The sequence below is a fragment of the Sphingomonas bisphenolicum genome, from assembly GCF_024349785.1.
In the GTDB taxonomy this organism is placed as follows: Bacteria; Pseudomonadota; Alphaproteobacteria; order Sphingomonadales; family Sphingomonadaceae; genus Sphingobium; species Sphingobium bisphenolicum.
Genome location: NZ_AP018817.1, coordinates 2,421,146 through 2,437,291 on the forward strand (window position 1 = coordinate 2,421,146; position 16,146 = coordinate 2,437,291).

Consider the following 16,146-nt stretch of genomic DNA (forward strand, 5'->3'; position numbering starts at 1 on the left):
GCTCGCATGAGTGCGGGCGCCGAAGCCCGCGCGATCGCGCGCGAAACACGCAAACTGCTCCGTGATGCCGGCGGCAAACTTGGCAACAGGAAGCGCGGGCACGATCCCGTCCACCGCTATAGCTATGACGTCGATAGCCGGCAGGCAGACGTGTTCCGTCCGGTGGCCGACGGGACGGTCGCCGGGGGCCTCGCCTGGGCGGACGACTATATCCGCCTGGCCAAGGAATATGACATCATCCACAAGAAGAAGGGCGAGCGCAGCCCGCTGATGGCGAATGGCATTCGCGTGCTGGAGGCGTTGCTGCGCCAGTTCCTGGACTTCAAGACCGGACAACTGGATCCGGCGCTCACCTCCCTCATGAAAGTGACGGCGCTGTCGAAGAATGCTGTGGTCGATGCCCTGCACCGGCTGAAGGAGCATGGCTTCCTGGACTGGGTCCGGCGGAGCGAGAAGACGACAAAGGTCGGAGAGGCCGGTCCCCAGCGGCAGCAGGCGACCAACGCCTATCATTTCGATATCGGCCGTCTCGGCAAAGCGCTGGGCGATGCCGGCAAGGCCGTCCGATCACGCTTCCTCAACCTCCGTGAGGCACGCCGTCGCCGAATGGCGCAAACTCTCACCGCCCCCTCCCCCTCCCTTCTGGCAGCCTCGGAGCCGCCTAAATCGGCCGATCCAACCATGGAGGCGATCCTCCAACGGATCGCGGCCGGCATAGAGGCGCGAGTTTAGAAATGGTGATGTTCACCCTCACAGGGATTTAAGAGGATAAGGTCAGCCTTCGGCTGGCGTTTATTGAGGCTCATCCACGCACCCTTATGTACTCGACAACATCCTCGGCGCAGTGGCGCGCCGCAGGGGGCGGGGAGGCTTTGGCCTCCCCGCTTGGCTCCCCAGGGGGCCAAGAGGTTAGGATGGCGTTTCGGCGCCCGTGGTGGCGCCAGGGGAACCGTCCAGGGGGAAGTTCGCGATGAGCAGTTCGCCTGCCTTCTTCCCGTTGCCGGTAGCGCCCGTCGCGATGCTGTACGTCACATCGACAGCCTGCATATGGAACCGCGAAAATACGGCCCGCGCGCCGGGTGTGTCGTTGATCGAGAGAAGAAACTTGCCGCGGATCTCCAGCAGCTGCTCGGCCAGGCGCTCGAAGTCCGCCCGCTCGAACACGCCGGCACCGTAATCGCTCTCGCAATTCCAGTAGGGCGGATCGAGATAGAACAGCATGCCCGGCCGATCGTAGCGGCGAATGAAATCGCCATAGGCCAGGCGCTCGATGACAACCGGCTGAAGCCGGTCGCGGATCGCCTTCAGGGTCGCGCGCAGTCGCGCGAGATTGAAGCGGGCCGACGACGACGTCGAAATGCCGAAATTTCGGCCGATGATCTTGCCGCCAAACGCCAGGCGCTGAAGATAGAGGAAGCGCGCGGCGCGTTCGATATCGGTGAGGCCGGCCGGATCGATCGCCCGCAGTCGATCGAACTCCTCCCGGCTCGCCGGCAGCCACTCCATTTCGTCGACGAAGGCCTGATAATGCCGGCGCACCACTCGGAACAATGTGGTTACGTCGCCGGAAATATCATTGATGGCTTCGAACCGCGGCCGCGCCGATCGGCGAAAGAAGATCCCGCCCATGCCGACGAATGGCTCGGCATAGCCGTCATGGTCGACGGACTGAATGATGGCGCACACGCGCCGCGCGAGATTGCGCTTGCCGCCGAGGTAGCCGGCGGCAGGAGAAACAGATTTAACATTGGTGAGAGACAATACAGGTGCCTTGATCGGCCGCTCGCTGGCGGTCGCAGTTCGGGCTCAAAGGCCTCATCGAAAATCACGGTTTAGGTTGCGGCCGCCGATTGCCGGTGAGCAGTCGAGAGAGTTTTCCACGCGATAGCTGCAGCCAGGCTGCATACCCCGTTGCCGGCCGCGCGGGATCGCTCCACCCGATCGGCCACCCCATCATCTGATCGGAGAAGCGCGGGTTGGAGACCAGGTCGCCCATGAAGGATCCTGTCCCACTCTTGAAACTCACCCGGACCGGGAGGGAATATCCGGTCGATCGGGCTTCCGGCTTCCACCCAATCGCTTTCATTACCAGAAACAAGGTGCTCCAGCTGCGCGCCGCCGTGCTGAGGCCGAACTGCCCCCCACTCCCCATCGAGCAGTCGAAAGGCCCGGTCATTTTCAGCTTTTGATCGGCAATCACCAGATCCGGGAAGTAACCGCCATCGCTGGCTGTCGGCGTGGGCCAGCAGGAAGACCCTGCGCCGGATATGGCTTGCGCCCGCTTCTCGCGCTGAAAACATGCCCGCCTTTGGTATGTAGCCCATTCCCCGAAGCTCTGCGGCGACGTCGGCAAGTCCCAGGCTGATATGCCCTTCGACATTTTCGCAGAACACCCACTCGGGTTCGACTTCGCTAATGATGCGGGCGACATCGGGCCACAGATGTCTGGGATCGTCGGTTCCTCGCCGTGCGCCGGCGAGGCTGAAGGGCTGGCATGGATAGCCGGCAATGATGATATGAACGCGGTTGCGCCATGGTCGGCCATCGAAGGATTTGAGATCGTCCCAAACAGGCGCAGGTGCCAGGGACGCGTCTTCCATCCTCGCCACGAGAGTGGCCGCTGCATGAGCTTCCCGCTCGACGAAAGCCACAGTGCGATATCCGGGCTCTGCGATATGCAGGCCAAGATCGAGGCCTGCATATCCTGCACAGAGAGAGATGCCGCGAAGGTTGTTAGATTGGGTATGTAGGTCCACAAGGTTCAGCTCCGGAAGGTTGCTCAGCGGGCAATCTCGGAGGGCTCAAAGGCCTGAAGCAGTTGAAAGCACCGCAGCGGCGGCACTTGATCTCGACGACGCCGGCGATCGCGCCTGGCTCGGACTTGAAGAGTAATGCGCGGCACGACGCGCATTTATTTGAAATACAGGCAGAATCATTTGACGAATGCATGGAAGTTCGCTCCAACACCCGCGCCCGTATGCGCGGGTGCGGGGCGGCCAGTCGGCCAGCTGTGTCGTGGCGAGGTGGTATCTCGTCGGTCTATTGGGTTGCAGCCCGATAGCCCCCGCTCCCGACGCTCGTCAGCGTTGGGACGAAGGAAGCACATTAATTTATGTGATCAGCATGGCACCCCACCGGGTCAGCAGGCTGCGGCGTTGCTCCAGCATCTGCGCGCGATTATAGGCTGCTTCGCTTTCGCTGGTCGTACCCTTCAGCGCATGTCCGAGGACCAGGTCGATCGCGGCGCGCTCTATCGGGAACCGCTCATTCATGATCGTGGAAAATGTCGCGCGCCAGCCGTGCGGCACATGGCGGCCGGCATAGCCCGTGCGCTTGTAGAGCGCGCCGATCGCGGCGGGATGTATGGGGAAGACCCGCGAAGAACGGGTATCATACCCGTTCTTGTCGATCGCCTTCAACACCGCCACGGCCTCCGGGCAAAGCGGCACGATATGATCATTGGCCGCATCCGCCTTGCGGGCCTTCTTCAACTTCATCCGCGCCGCCGGCACACGCCAGATCGGGGCGTCGCCGTACAGGTCTTCGAATTCGTCCCACTGTGCACCGACGAGCGCGCCCATGCGGACAGCGGTCAGCGCCAGGAAACGCGACGCCAGTCGAACAATTGGCGGGCCGCCGGCGCGATCGCACGCTACGATCAGCGCGCGGGCCTGGTCGATATCGACCATCGCCGGCTGGCGCCGCGCGATCGGCGCCGGGCGCAGCGCGCGCGCGACGAGTGCCGCAGGATCATGGTCGACCAGGCCCTCGGCGATCGCGAAGGAAAAGACGGCCGAGATCCTCTGACGGATCCGGCGCGCCGTTTCGATCGACCCACGGGCCTCTACGTCGCGCAGCACCTGCAGGATCGCCGGCGCGCTGATCGCGCCAATCGGCAGCGCGCCGATATCCGATAACACGTTGCTCTCCAGCGAACCGATCACGTCATCGGCATGGCGATCGGTCCAGCGCTCGCGATGCAGCGCATGCCATTGCCGCGCCACCGATTCGAACGTGCAAATTTGCACGGTGACTTTCTTGACTGATGGATCCATGCCCTGGACCAGCAAGCCGCGCGCCTCTTCCGCGCGATCGCGCGCATCAACCAGCTGCACGTCGGGCCACTGGCCCAAACTGAGAAGCTTTTCGCGACCGTCGATTCGATACCTCATGCGCCAGGCGCGCAGACCGGTGGGAGCGACGAAGAGAAAAAGCCCGCGTTCGTCGAACATCTTGTAGGCGCGCGGCTTCGGCCGCGCGGCTTTCACCGCAGCGTTGCTGAGCATGGAGACCCCGTTTAATTTTATGGACTTGATTTGAGGCCGCGAAATCCCGCAGAAGTGGGGCGTAACCCACGGCAGCGACGGGGTGGCGACAGGATGGATACGGCTTGCGAGGCCCTCGGTCTTGGTCACTATCGGGCGACCTCACCCACCCCACCTCCCAGCTTGGAGAGATGAACCGATGGCTAAGTTCGTTGTTTTACATTCGTCTGGCAGATCAGAGGTCGTGGTGAACGTGGAGCTCATCCGTATCATTGCGCCAGGCGGCCCAAACCGCACTGTCCTTACCTTCGATAACGAACACGCTATCGCTGTCGAAGGCGATATCGTCACAGTTTTGCAGACCATCAATCATCGTTGACGACCGACTGCTATCCTCTCTACCGCTAGGACGACGGACAACCCCTCCGTCGCGCATCTTCCGAATGCCGCAGAAATGCGCTACTTTCCGTCTATGCCCACGCCTGGAGATACCCCACGCGATACCCCTGCCCGACGCCTGCTATTCGCGATCGAGGCGACGGTGATCGGCATCCTCACGATCGCCGCCCTGGTCGCGCCGGTCGTCGGCTGGCTTCGATCGTGACAGCCGATCGGCCGCCTCGCTGACGATCGCCGACAGCAGGGCGCGGCCGATCCAGACCGCGATCTTTCCAACCGGGATCTTCACGCGCATTTCTCCAGCGGGACGTTGCCGATCCGGTGGTTCACCCAGCCGCGATAGAACACCTTCAGCTTCGCGTTGGCCCGGACCAGCCGGTCATATTCGGCCAGCTGCTTGGCATCCAGGCGCGGCAGCATCGCCTGGCACAACAGCGTGCGCTGGCAGCGGGCGAAGCCGGCGACCGACGCCGGCCCGACCTTGCCATCGACCTTCAGCTTCAGCGCCGGGCAGATCTCGTTCAACGATTGCTGGAAGAACCGCCCCGGTCGCGCCGGGCCCATGTTGACGGTGGTGTCGAACAGCTCCGTGGTGACCGCCGGGTCCAGGCTGATGAGCGGGACATAGCCCGGCTCCACCAGATAGGATTGATAATAGATGCTGACCGCTACGTCATGCGGCAGCGTCTTCATCGGCCCGGTGTAGCCATGCGCGACGGCGACCTTCTTCGTAATGCCCATGTTGGTTTCTCCGCCCGGGTCGAACGGATGGTTCACATGGCCGCCCTCCACGGCGACCGTCGGCTCGATGATCTGCAGTGCGGCAGGCGTGACGAGGCTCAGCGCTGCGGCCGCCGCTACGGCGAACATTTTCATCTTGCTCATGATGATGTCAGTCCTTTCGACCGGTCCAGCGTTTGAGCGTGTCGGTTTCCCAAATGCGGATGCTGGTCCAGATGATGGTCATGACCGCGGCGATCGATGGGAGAGCGTTGGCCAAGGTGCCGACCACGACGCCCAGGGAAAGACCGTCGATCACATATTTGACCGGCTCGTGATTGAACGCGTCCATCAGATCGCGATATCGACCGTAGAGGCGAGCAGCTTTGCCCAGGCATAGGCATCCAGACGCTCGCTCGAAGTCAGCAGCCTCGACCATGCCATAGCCAGCGCAACGTCGCCGGTGCCGCCGTACACGCTGGAATAGCCGCTGCCGATCAGGACGGCCTTGTTCGGGTTGGTGCGAACATAACCGTCATTGAGCGCACCGACGCCGATGCCGCCGCTGGTCATGTTTCGGATGGTAGGGCCGTCGTCATTTGTCGAAGTAAGGCCCGTCTTCGCGGCGGTGCCGATCAGGCAGGCAAAATCAGACGCCAGCACAGCGCCGCTCACGGTCGTGATCGTGCCCCCGCCATTGTTCGAATAGGCCGCCTGCATCCGGGGGCCGGTCACAGACCCCGACAGGAACGAAGTCGATGGCGATGCACCGTAATTGCCGCCAAAGATGAAACGGGTCGCCGGGGTGGCGTCCACCGTTCCGGTTTCGCGCGCCACGAAGAGGTAGGTGATATCTTCGCCGATATCGACAAAGGACGTTTCCAGATAATTGGCCGCCGAGTGCAGCGATACAAAGCCATCGCCATCGACTGGCGTGCCGATCTGGCGGGCGTTGGCCTTGCCCTTCGCCCAGTTGCGCAGGAAAGCCTCCGACCCCGCAACACCGGCATGGAGAAATTCCAGGCCCGTGTCCAACGTCCCGGGAAGGATCAGTTCGGCAGCAGCCGGGTTCCAGCTTAACTCGCCGGTGTTAAATTCTACGCCCATGATGATTTCTCCTTCAAGCGATGCAGGCGATGGCGCTGGCGAGGGCGAGAGCTTGCTGCTCGCGGGCGATGCCAAAGGGGTGGATGATGTCGCTGATTGTCGTGGTGCGCACGCCGGTTACAGGATCGGTGACGCCGGTGGCGGTCGCCCATCCGGCCTCCGCTGTTTGATGCGCCCAGGCCGAACACAGGTGGACATTGGTCTTCCCGGCGTCGCGGCGCGCTTTGACGATCGCCGTGACGGCGTTGATGATCGCCGCCCAGCTTCCCTGCCATGTCGCGTCGCCCGTCAGGTCCACAGGCATGGCCGACGCCCATGCGATGACCTTGGTGGCGGGCCATGCGCGCTCGATTTCGTCCAGCACATAGCCATAGCCCTGATTGACCTGCTCCAGCGCTTTCACCGCGCCCTGCTCGTTGCGGTCGTTCATGCCGAAATTGAGCGGGACGATGTCAGGGCGCACGAAACCGAACGGGGCGAAACGCTGCTCGAAGAAGCTCAGGTCAGCACGATATTGCTGGCCGCCAACGGTGACGATAGGCGTGGAGGCGGATGAACTGCCGATCGGGCAGAGATACGGGTTCCACTTGTTCTTTTCCGCCTTGGACAGCCCAAGATAGGTTTCCTCCTGCCCCACAGGGAGCGGACCATATGGGATGTCTCCATCCGTCATGTCATAGCCCAGCACGTCGCTGAACGCCCATCCCTCATGGGCTTCACCCAGCGGGCCTGCGACATTCTGCGCATCGGTGGAGGATGCAGAACCGTTGATCGTGCCGACAAAGATCACCGTGAAGCCCCAGGACTCCAGATAGGCCTTGATAAACTGCGCCATCTGGCGGTTCGTGATGCTGTCGCCCCACAGCATCAGGATCACGGTCATTGCGGCAGCGAGCGGCACCGTCTTGACCATTACGCTTAGCGCCTTGATCATTCGCGCCGTGCGGTTGCCCAAGGTGCGAACGGTCAATGTCGCCGTGCTGCCCATGCGCGACGGGTCCAGTTCGATCACATTATCAACCGAACTGCCGCAAAAGGATTTCGCCGGTGGACCGGCGCGACTGTCGATCGTGACACGCCCGAACCGGTCGTCCGATCGCGACATGCGGATATTCTCGACGTACAGCGGCAATGCGCGGTCGCTGGTCAGGAACAGTTCGGACCCGATCATGGGAAGCACGTCGATGACCGGCTCGGGCGGCGGGATCACGCCGCCATTATCGTCGCCGTCGCCGGACCTGAAACCGCTGGCATCGGCTACGAAATTGACTTGCCCCAGGCCATTGACGGATCGCACATAGGCATCGCTGATCTCGCGGACGACCATGCCGGGGAGCGATGTCCCGCTGCCGTTGCTGCCGATGATGAGATCGCCCAGATCATTGCGATAACTCATGCCGCCGCGCACATCGCCCGTCAGCTGACCACCGGGCAGGATAACCGCGCCGTCGTCATCGACGCCGAAGGGAGATTGACCCAATCGGTTCGTCCCGCGCAGAAACGGCCCGCTATCGGAAGGGCGTCCGAACTTGAAGCCCGGGAGGTCGAAGCCACCCTGGGAATAAAAATAGGCCCAGAACTGACCGAGCAGATTTTTCCACTGAACGGCTGCCTCATTCGGCATGGCGGGACCATCCGTTCGGCGAACCGTGTCCGCGACGAACAGGACCAGTTCAGCGCTTGGCGTGGTCTTGCCGGTCGGAACCGCGATGCCCGCCAGCTTCAGATATTCCTCTGCAACGCGCTGGTCGTCGCTGGATCGCACCCAAAAGGGGGCGCCCTCGTCCGTAACCGCCAGGCCCTCGCCCGTTGTGCTGTATAGCTTGCCGACTGTTTGTGCCGTGGTGGCCGCAATCTCGGCCCTGGCGGCGGCAAGGGCTGCGTCCCCTCGCAAGGCTTCCGTGTCGCCCTTCGCCGTCGCCGCGTCATTCGCGGATATGGCGGCGGATTCGGCATAGGGAGCAGCGCCCTCCGCGCCTTTCTCGCGCAGCCAGTTCCGCATCATCGCCGGGTCGGCCTGTTCGATCTCGCCAAGATCCTTTAGTCGCCGCTCGACGCCGAAGCCCGCTGCGCCGCGCTCGCTGACCGCCAGCGTGTCGATCTCGGAAACGATGTCCACCGTCGGCATGTCGACCACGACCGGCGCCGCGCCGCCGCCCGCCAACTCGGATGCTGGCTGTGCGTCGATCCGGCCCGTCCAGCGCAGCGAATTGCCGCCTGCCGTCTCAACGACGTCATAGGAGACCGAATAGGCGAGCCCGTCCTCATAGAGCAGGCTGCACTGGTCGGCCGTCAGCAGGAACAGCCAGGCAAGCCCGTCATCGGCGAGGATGCTCGCCACGGTCAGCCTTGGTTCCAGCATCGCCGATCGGCGGCAGGACAGCGTCGCGCTGCGGCCAGTCAGATCCTGCGGCTGCCCATCACGCTCGAGCAACACGACGCGGAGCACGCGCGGGTTGGCCGCCCAGATGGTCAGCGCAGGAGCTTGGCTCCTAAACATCGTCATGCCGTACCTCCCGACACAGGGAGTCTGTCGCCGACGCAAAGCTGCGCCGGCGGGCGAAGGCCCGCAGGGTTCATAAGATCAATCCTGTTGCGAGAGGTGACGGGTGGGCGTCAGGCGCCGGGGTAGATTATGCACCGGCGACGGGCGAGGCGGATTTCCTCGCCGGTGTTCGTCAGCTGCCCGGTTATGGTGATGGTCAAGTCGGCCGTAGTGTCGAAGCTGAATGTCTGCTCTGACCCTCCGGCACCGCTAATGCCGACGAAACTTGTGGCGTTTGCCACCTGTGAATTCGTCGCCCCGCGGTTTGCGATCGTGAAAATAAACTGGCCGGAAGCCGTCGTCGTCAGGGTAATCGCAAGCGCCTGCGTCCCGTTAATGCGAAGCCGCAGGGTTTTGGTGTTGACGCTGTTGGTATAACCCGCCAGCAGCATGAACTCAGCCGATCCGTTCGGCCCAAGGCTCCCCGCTGGAATCGTGAACGTCGCCAGCGTCGTTTCGGTGGTCGTGCCGGTGATGGCTGAATTGACGGCCGACTGGTGGACGACATAGCCGCACCCGAGCAAGGAGCGCAGGGCTGCAGCATCGGCCAGTGTCAGGAGCGCACGCCCCCATGTCGTGGTGGAAAGCGCCGCGATCGCTGTCAGGTCACTATCCAGCGGCTGCTTCCCGCCAAGAGCGGCCGCGATCGTCGTGGCATAATTTGGATCGTTGCCCAGCGCAGCGGCAAGCTCGCTGATCTCGTTCAACGTCGCCGGCGCGACGCCTGCCATATAGGCCGCGACATAGGCCGCCACCTGGCTGAGCAGCCAGGCCTTGTTGGTCGATCCGTCGAGGCCGAGCACCTTCTCGGTTCCAGCCAGCGCGCCGCCGGCGACGGCGCCGGACAGCGCCGCCGCGATCAGCGCATTGTTGGCATTGATCTTGTTGGCGCCGGCGCGCGGATTGTCGCCGGAACCATCGTTGGCGATGGTTCCGGTCCCAATGTCTTGAAGGATCATGGATCAGGTCTCGTCGAATGAGCCGACAGTGCTGTCGAACGTGAAGGCGGTGGTGGAATCGAACGTCACGCCATCCCAGGCGACGTCGTCGCCTTCACCCGGCGCAACCAGTGTCGGGGGCGGCGGCGCAGTGCCGGTCATCGCCAGTGCGACCGGATGCTTGGCGTTGGTTTCCGTTTCGAAGGTGACGGTCAGTCCTGTCCGGCCCGGATCCTTGTCGATCGCAGCGACGACGACCAGATGGTCGATGCCCAATTCAGGATCCTGCAGATGGTAGGCTTCGCCGAGTTTGAGCTCCCACAGACGGGGCTTCAGCGGGTAGGTCCAGCCCGTCAGTTCGCGGCGGTTGAACAGCTCATAATAGGTGATCTGTGCAGCCTGGTCCTTGTCGGTCACAAGCTCGCACGGATTTTCCTCTTCCTTCGGCTCCCCGTCGAGGGTGATATATTCCTCGATCGCAATCGCGTCCGACTGGACATATTCCCACTTGTTGGCCTCCGACCGATATTTCGGGACCATCGTGTTGATGCGGTCCTTCCAGGTCCGCATCGCCGGCGCCATCCGTTCGCCCTCGGCAAAGTCATCCGGCGTGATGGTGTCGAGCGCGACCTTGGGCGACTGGAAGCGGACGGACAGCAGGCCGCCGCTGATCACGGGGATCGCCGCGCCGGCCGCGCAAATGCGTTTCAAATTGTCCCACAGGCTGATGCCAGGCCCGTCATAGACGAAGCCGTTGACCTCCCACCCGTTGGCGTCGCAGACATTGGCGAAGGCGTTCCAGGCCGGCCAGTCGATGCTGTCCTGCGGGAAGCCGCACCCTGCCATCCGCATGGATGCATCACCGCCCACGGCATAACGGCCACGCGCATAGGTGATCGCATTCAGCGCGACATTGGGATCATATTCATAGGTGGCTTCATCGTCCCAGCGATGCGAGCCAGATCCGCCGGGATAGGTGCTGTCCTTCCGCCAGTCGTAAACCTTGGCCCATCGGCCCACCACGCCATGGACCGGGATGCCATTAGCCCAGCGCTTATTGTCGCGATCGAACCGGTAGCTGAAGAGACCGGCCGCATAATTGGACAGCTTATAGTCGCTGCCCCAGTCTGGGATCGATCCCCATGGACCGGCCAGTGCATCCGGTTCGGGACGCAGCCCAAGCTGGCGGTCGAGATAGAGCCAGCTGTTATAATATCCCTGTGCCGACGTTCCGGTGAAGTTGATGACATTGAAATCGAACAGCACCGCGTCGATCGCGAAAGCCGTGCTGACCGACCAGATGAAGACTTTCGACAGATACGGGTTGCGGGTCTTGCCGACCTTTCCGCCATAGCCAACGTCATGCAACTGGCTGCCCGCTGTAAAGCAACGACCCATGCCGTAAGGGACCGCCCCGTTGGCAGTGATCTGAACCTGATTGATCGACCCCTGAATCCCGGGCTTCTTCTGCAACAGCGATGCGCCGATCGACGCTGCGGCCGCGATCAGCGCGGCGACCGCCGCGATCGGCTGCCCGCCGGGAATGAAGGACGCGACGGTTGCAATGACGCCGGCAACCTGCCCGACCGTCCGCAGCACCTTGGCCATCAGGCCCTCCAGGCCGTCAGCGCGCTGGCGTTGACAGTCATGTTCACCGCCACGTCGCTATCCTGGTGCCATCCCATCACCTTGTAGCCGACGCTGATCACCGCGGCCTCCGCGTCATCGCCGGCGGCGACGGCGATATCGCCGGGCAACATCGAAGCCGGCGTGATGCGCGGTAGCAACGCGTCGAATATGGCGATCATGCCCCCCGCCTGCGCGAGCGCCCGTCGCGCGCCGATCAGTGATTGATACCGGGGCAAGGGCGGCGGCCTGTGACCCATTTGCAGCAGGTGGAACCGCACCATGCGAATGCAGTCGGCCGATCGATAGTCGAGCGGTCGCCCGCGATATTTCGCGATCGTCTTTTCCAGCGCGGCCTGTCGCCGTTCGAGATCGGTCATCCTGGCCGGCTCATTTCGGATTGTCCGCGCCCCAGGCGGTGGAGCGTGGCATGCCGGTCGCGTTCGCCATGCCCTTTTCCCCCGGGTAACATTGCTGATGAAACCGATTGTTCAGCGCATTGCCGCGCATGATCATGAAGAGGCGCTTGGCGGCGCTTTCGAATTCGACATCGACCTCGCGCGTGCCCTTGCCGACTTTTGGCGTGACGGTGTCGATCGACAGATCTGCCGTCAGTTCCGGCGTGCCGATGACATGGCCGGTGACCGGGTCATATTCGCCCAACCAGAAACGCATGCGGGCGCCCTGGAACGTCGGGTTTGAAAGTTCCGCCATCGCGGTCGGGCTGGGCGGTAGGAAAGTGACCTTGCCGCCGGGTGCATCGTCGCCGATCTTTTCCGAGAAGCTTTCGGCCGACTTGACCGTCCCGAATTGTGGATCGGCGCAATCGAACTTCTCGCCATTCCAGATAATGAAACCGCCGTCGCACAGACGCACTGTTCGTGCCGGCAGCGCGATCTCCATCAGCGCCACCGGGTAAATCACCCGACCTTGGAACACGGGTGCTATCTCGATTCGTGAATTGTGAAGGACAGGGCCGTGGAGCGATTGAGCGCCAGTTCCCAGCTGACCTGGTCGTCAACCACCCAACCTTCGACCACCGGTTGCGTGATCAGCAGCGCGGCGCCGTCGCTGGGCTGGGCGCGCATCATCTGCGAGAGCGGAATGATCGCGTTGCCACTACCATTCGCCGCGACGTCGGCCGCGATGAAGTCGAGATAATATTTGCCGCCGATGATGAGGTTGAAAGGCTGGCCTTCCTTGAACTGGTAGCCCGGCGCGCCGCCCTTTACAGTCAGCAATGTCCCAGCCTGGCCGTTGCCATCGACCACGAACGCCCCTGGCGTGCCAGGATTGAAATCCAGCAGTGGATATTCCATCCGCGCGCCGGCGGTCTGTCCCCGGATCAAACGATTTACCCAGACGCGCCCCTCGTCGGAATTGAGCGCAGGCATGTCGAACGTCACGCCATAGCGATTGCCCAATCGGTTCATCCGCTGGCTTTCGGCGCCTGACGATGGTTCCAGAATGCCGCCAAAATCGAGCACACGTGGAACCGCGCGCCGGGCGCCCGGCCAGGAAGGAAGGACGATCATGGGATAGCCCGTGATCGGGCGCGCGCCGAGGCGACTTGGGCGCTGGTCGATCCCTCTGCAGCCGCCCGCTGTGCCATTGGCGCGGCGACGCCCGCCGCCCGCTGATCGACGACCGCGTCGAAATAGGGCGACGGATGCACATATACCGCAGCGGCCATTCGCCCGGATGGATTGTCGTTGGCGATCGACAGCTTCTCGCCATAGCTGACGTTGGCGATCGGCAAGCCGTTGAGCGACAAGACGTTGCGGTCGATGCCACGTCGGCCGAGAATGGTCATGTCGCCGCCGCCTGCGAAATTGAACGCGGACAGGTTGCGGCTTTCGATGCCGGCGGCCTGGCCGTCCAGGAACGATTGCGACGATGCGCTGACGCCGCCCAGCGAATTGCCGCTCATTCCGAGGATGCTGCTTCCGAATTTCAATATGCTGCCAAGGAAACCGCCGCTTCCGCCCACGGCCTGCTGCACCTGAAACCGGATCAGGTCCGCGATCAGCTGGTTGAACAGTTGCCCGGCAAAACCCTTGAGTTTCAGCGTACGGGCCCCCGCTTCGCCCAAGCCATCGACCATGTTGCGGATCCCGTTTGCCGCGATATTCTCATACGCCTCGTTGATCTGCTCGGCCGTCTTGGGGATGCTGTCCATGTAGGACTCGATTGGCCCCATGGTGTCACGGTTGATGCGCAGCGTCTCGCCGGTGCGGATCTGGCCCAGCTGGTCGATCTTGGCCTGGGCCAGCTTCTTTTCGGCTTCTGTGCTGTCGTGCCGCGCCAGCACCTCCTCGGCCGACAGCCGCATGGACTTGAGCTCATTGTCGAGCATCGCCAGTTGGATTTCACGCCGCTCCTTCGCCGTCGTGGCGGTAGACGCGCGGATCTGCAGCATGTCCTTCTCGCGATCGAGGCCCTCCTGCGCAGCGCGCGTCGTCTCCTCGAGCAGCGCGTCATCCAGATCCCAATTGATCTTTTGCTTTTCCAAGTCAAAATTGCGCTCGCGCTGCAATTTAAGCTCTTGGGCCTGCTCGGCGGTCAGTTCGCCTTGTTTGACCCGGCTGTCTACTTCCTTGTCATATGCCTCTTTTGCGTTGATTAACCGCTCATCTTCAAACGCTGTGCGTTCGCGAATTTCAGTTTGTAAATCCCGTTCTAAGCTAAGCTGATCGTCATAGAGTCCAGCAAGCTCGTCCCGGTACCGTTGCGCCAGTTCTTCGGTCCGATCCTTCGGCCCCTTACGGGTGCGGCCTGGATTGGGTACTGGCAAAGCACCGTCTGGAACGACGGAGGTTGATGTACGGGGAGCGTTGGCCTGGGCGGTTGCCTGCTGCAGCAACATAGTCTGTCGGCGCACTTCTGCGGTTGCAGTTTCAAGGGTGCCACCCTCGATATTGCTACCGACATGTCGGATTTGGAACAGGCCACCTTCGCCCTTGGTCGATCGCAGGCGCGCCTGCATTTCGGCCTTGGCTTCTTGCAACGCCTTCATCCGGAACTTGAGGTCCATGTTGGCATCGGCATTGCCGCGGGCGAGATAGTCGCCGCCTATCGCACCGCCCACGCCGCCGGCGATGGCTCCGGGCACACCGAAGCGTGAGCCAACGGCGATTCCCGCCAATGCGGTCGAAATACGGGGATACTCTCCGACAAGTTCCAGCGCATTGCTGGTGAGCGTCGCAAGCGCGTTGGCCAAACCAAGGATTGAAGATGCATTGGAAGCTACCGCCGCCGCAAAGCGGGTATCGAGGGTCATCTTGATCTCGGCCAGGCGATCGTTCGCCTCCGACGCGCCATCGGCAAGGTCGTCCGACAGAACCAGCCCCAATTCGCGGGCTCGCTGACGCAGCAGTTCGATGCCCTTGCTGCCCTGCGCCAAAAGGCCATCGAGCTTCTGTCCCGCCTCACCGAACAGCTTCACCTCGAGGCGTGCGCGTGTCGCGGGATCTTTGATCTTGCTGAGCGCGTCCGCCAGCTTGGGCAACACTTCGCCGGCAGAGTAAATGCGTCCATTGGCGTCCTGCACCGATACGCCCAGATCGCGAAATAGCGTCGCCTGCTCCTTCGTTCCGGCCTTAGCTTCGCCGATCGTCTTGGTCAGCTTCTTAAGCGTGCCATCCATTTCCTGCTGGGTGAGGTCGGTTTGCGTCGCAACATAGCGATATTCTTGCAATTCCTTTCGAGCGACGCCTGCTTCGGTCGCTGCTGCCTTCAACGAACCCGCATAATCGAGTGCGCGTTTGGCAGCCTGCACCGCTTCCACACCGATGAAAGCGGTGGTCAGATCCCCGATCGCGCGACGCAAGCCGGATACCTCCGCCTTTATGGCGGTGGCATCGGTTTTTATTTTCTGCTTTGCGCGTTCAGAGCCATGTTCAAATTGCGAGGTGTCGAAGCCCAGCGTCACCCGAAGTGCGCCAATGATGTCCTTGCTCATTGCGCAGTCTCCAGCACTCTACTATGCCAGCCCTCATGAAGAAGGCGGCCGTCTCAGCATTTTATTTCGCAGGAATGTTGGCGATGATCGCCGGCACATATCTTGTCGTCGCTGGCCTCAGCATCGAGACTACGGTTTCCGGTGAAGGTGTCTACGACCGGGTTGCCAACCTGCAACTGATGCATATCCAGGAACTAAACGTGGATTTGGGCATCGGGCTGGTGATTGCCGCCGCGGTACTGCTTTCGACGGGAGCACTTATCAGCTTCCTGGCGCCCTCGCCTAACGCGGACGACTAAGCCCCCTCCTCTATCACTTGCCCATAAGCCGCAGCCCAAACCTTCATTTTGTGCCAGACTATATCGGGATCTTCTTTCGTCCCCTCGGCTTGACGTAAGACGTCGGCCAATGAGTCGAGCTTCTGGCTGAATGCAGACCAGCGCGCGTTATGCCATGCCATTTCTAGCTGCGTCAGCTGCTCGCGTTTGATCCTGTCCTGATGTCCGACCAGCGCAGATCGCACCAGGCGCGGCGTTTGGTCCCAATATTCATCAGGGTCAAAGCCGGCCTCGCACCAGCGCTGGT

At 62.3% G+C, this 16,146-nt stretch carries 17 protein-coding genes; 2 read left to right on the plus strand and 15 right to left on the minus strand.

Annotation, left to right across the window (positions count from 1 at the left end; translation table 11 throughout):
* Window positions 1-6: 6 nt before the first annotated feature.
* Window positions 7-732, plus strand: a complete 726-nt coding sequence (locus SBA_RS11950) for a hypothetical protein (RefSeq protein WP_261934583.1) — start codon at window positions 7-9, stop codon at window positions 730-732.
* A gap of 177 nt (window positions 733-909) precedes the next feature.
* On the opposite strand, the gene SBA_RS11955 is transcribed toward SBA_RS11950, so the two are convergent.
* The 15 genes from SBA_RS11955 to SBA_RS12025 all read right to left on the minus strand — a co-directional run bounded on the left by SBA_RS11955 (window position 910) and on the right by SBA_RS12025 (window position 15,561).
* A complete protein-coding gene (locus SBA_RS11955; RefSeq protein ID WP_261934584.1) occupies window positions 910-1,761 on the minus strand; it encodes a DNA adenine methylase in 852 nt (283 codons plus the stop codon).
* A gap of 71 nt (window positions 1,762-1,832) precedes the next feature.
* Entirely contained in the window at window positions 1,833-2,756 is a 924-nt protein-coding gene (locus SBA_RS11960; RefSeq protein WP_261934585.1) for a DNA cytosine methyltransferase, read from the minus strand.
* Between the two features lie 354 nt (window positions 2,757-3,110).
* Window positions 3,111-4,415, minus strand: a complete 1,305-nt coding sequence (locus SBA_RS11965; RefSeq protein WP_315975770.1) for a tyrosine-type recombinase/integrase — start codon at window positions 4,413-4,415, stop codon at window positions 3,111-3,113.
* An 85-nt stretch (window positions 4,416-4,500) separates the two neighbouring features.
* Entirely contained in the window at window positions 4,501-4,638 is a 138-nt protein-coding gene (locus tag SBA_RS11970; protein ID WP_261934586.1) for a hypothetical protein, read from the minus strand.
* A gap of 147 nt (window positions 4,639-4,785) precedes the next feature.
* Window positions 4,786-4,953, minus strand: a complete 168-nt coding sequence (locus SBA_RS11975) for a hypothetical protein (RefSeq protein ID WP_261934587.1) — start codon at window positions 4,951-4,953, stop codon at window positions 4,786-4,788.
* Window positions 4,950-5,549 (minus strand): glycoside hydrolase family 108 protein, encoded by a 600-nt coding sequence (locus SBA_RS11980; protein ID WP_261934588.1) that lies wholly within the window; start codon window positions 5,547-5,549, stop codon window positions 4,950-4,952. Before SBA_RS11980 ends, SBA_RS11975 begins: the two co-directional genes overlap by 4 nt.
* 7 nt (window positions 5,550-5,556) lie before the next feature.
* Window positions 5,557-5,736, minus strand: coding sequence for a hypothetical protein (locus tag SBA_RS11985; RefSeq protein WP_261934589.1), 180 nt, complete (start codon window positions 5,734-5,736; stop codon window positions 5,557-5,559).
* Window positions 5,736-6,491: a hypothetical protein gene (locus SBA_RS11990; protein WP_261934590.1), complete on the minus strand. Its 756-nt coding sequence runs from the start codon at window positions 6,489-6,491 to the stop codon at window positions 5,736-5,738. The genes SBA_RS11985 and SBA_RS11990 overlap by 1 nt, the downstream gene beginning before the upstream one ends.
* 13 nt (window positions 6,492-6,504) lie before the next feature.
* Window positions 6,505-8,997, minus strand: coding sequence for an SGNH/GDSL hydrolase family protein (locus SBA_RS11995; protein WP_261934591.1), 2,493 nt, complete (start codon window positions 8,995-8,997; stop codon window positions 6,505-6,507).
* Window positions 8,998-9,107: 110 nt separating this feature from the next.
* A complete protein-coding gene (locus tag SBA_RS12000; protein ID WP_261934592.1) occupies window positions 9,108-9,995 on the minus strand; it encodes a hypothetical protein in 888 nt (295 codons plus the stop codon).
* A 3-nt stretch (window positions 9,996-9,998) separates the two neighbouring features.
* On the minus strand, window positions 9,999-11,582 hold the full coding sequence (locus SBA_RS12005; RefSeq protein ID WP_261934593.1) for a phage tail protein: 1,584 nt from the start codon (window positions 11,580-11,582) through the stop codon (window positions 9,999-10,001).
* Window positions 11,582-11,980, minus strand: coding sequence for a DUF6950 family protein (locus SBA_RS12010; RefSeq protein WP_261934594.1), 399 nt, complete (start codon window positions 11,978-11,980; stop codon window positions 11,582-11,584). The genes SBA_RS12005 and SBA_RS12010 overlap by 1 nt, the downstream gene beginning before the upstream one ends.
* Window positions 11,981-11,990: 10 nt before the next feature.
* The gene (locus tag SBA_RS12015; protein ID WP_261934595.1) at window positions 11,991-12,539 is read right to left on the minus strand and encodes a hypothetical protein; all 549 of its coding nucleotides are present in this window, start codon (window positions 12,537-12,539) and stop codon (window positions 11,991-11,993) included.
* Window positions 12,540-12,544: 5 nt separating this feature from the next.
* Window positions 12,545-13,135, minus strand: a complete 591-nt coding sequence (locus SBA_RS12020; protein ID WP_261934596.1) for a hypothetical protein — start codon at window positions 13,133-13,135, stop codon at window positions 12,545-12,547.
* Complete coding sequence (locus SBA_RS12025) at window positions 13,132-15,561, minus strand: hypothetical protein (protein WP_261934597.1); 2,430 nt, start codon at window positions 15,559-15,561, stop codon at window positions 13,132-13,134. The genes SBA_RS12020 and SBA_RS12025 overlap by 4 nt, the downstream gene beginning before the upstream one ends.
* Window positions 15,562-15,596: 35 nt before the next feature.
* Between SBA_RS12025 and SBA_RS12030 the strand changes: the two genes are divergently transcribed.
* Window positions 15,597-15,860, plus strand: a complete 264-nt coding sequence (locus SBA_RS12030; protein WP_261934598.1) for a hypothetical protein — start codon at window positions 15,597-15,599, stop codon at window positions 15,858-15,860.
* Window positions 15,861-16,146 lie beyond the last annotated feature (286 nt).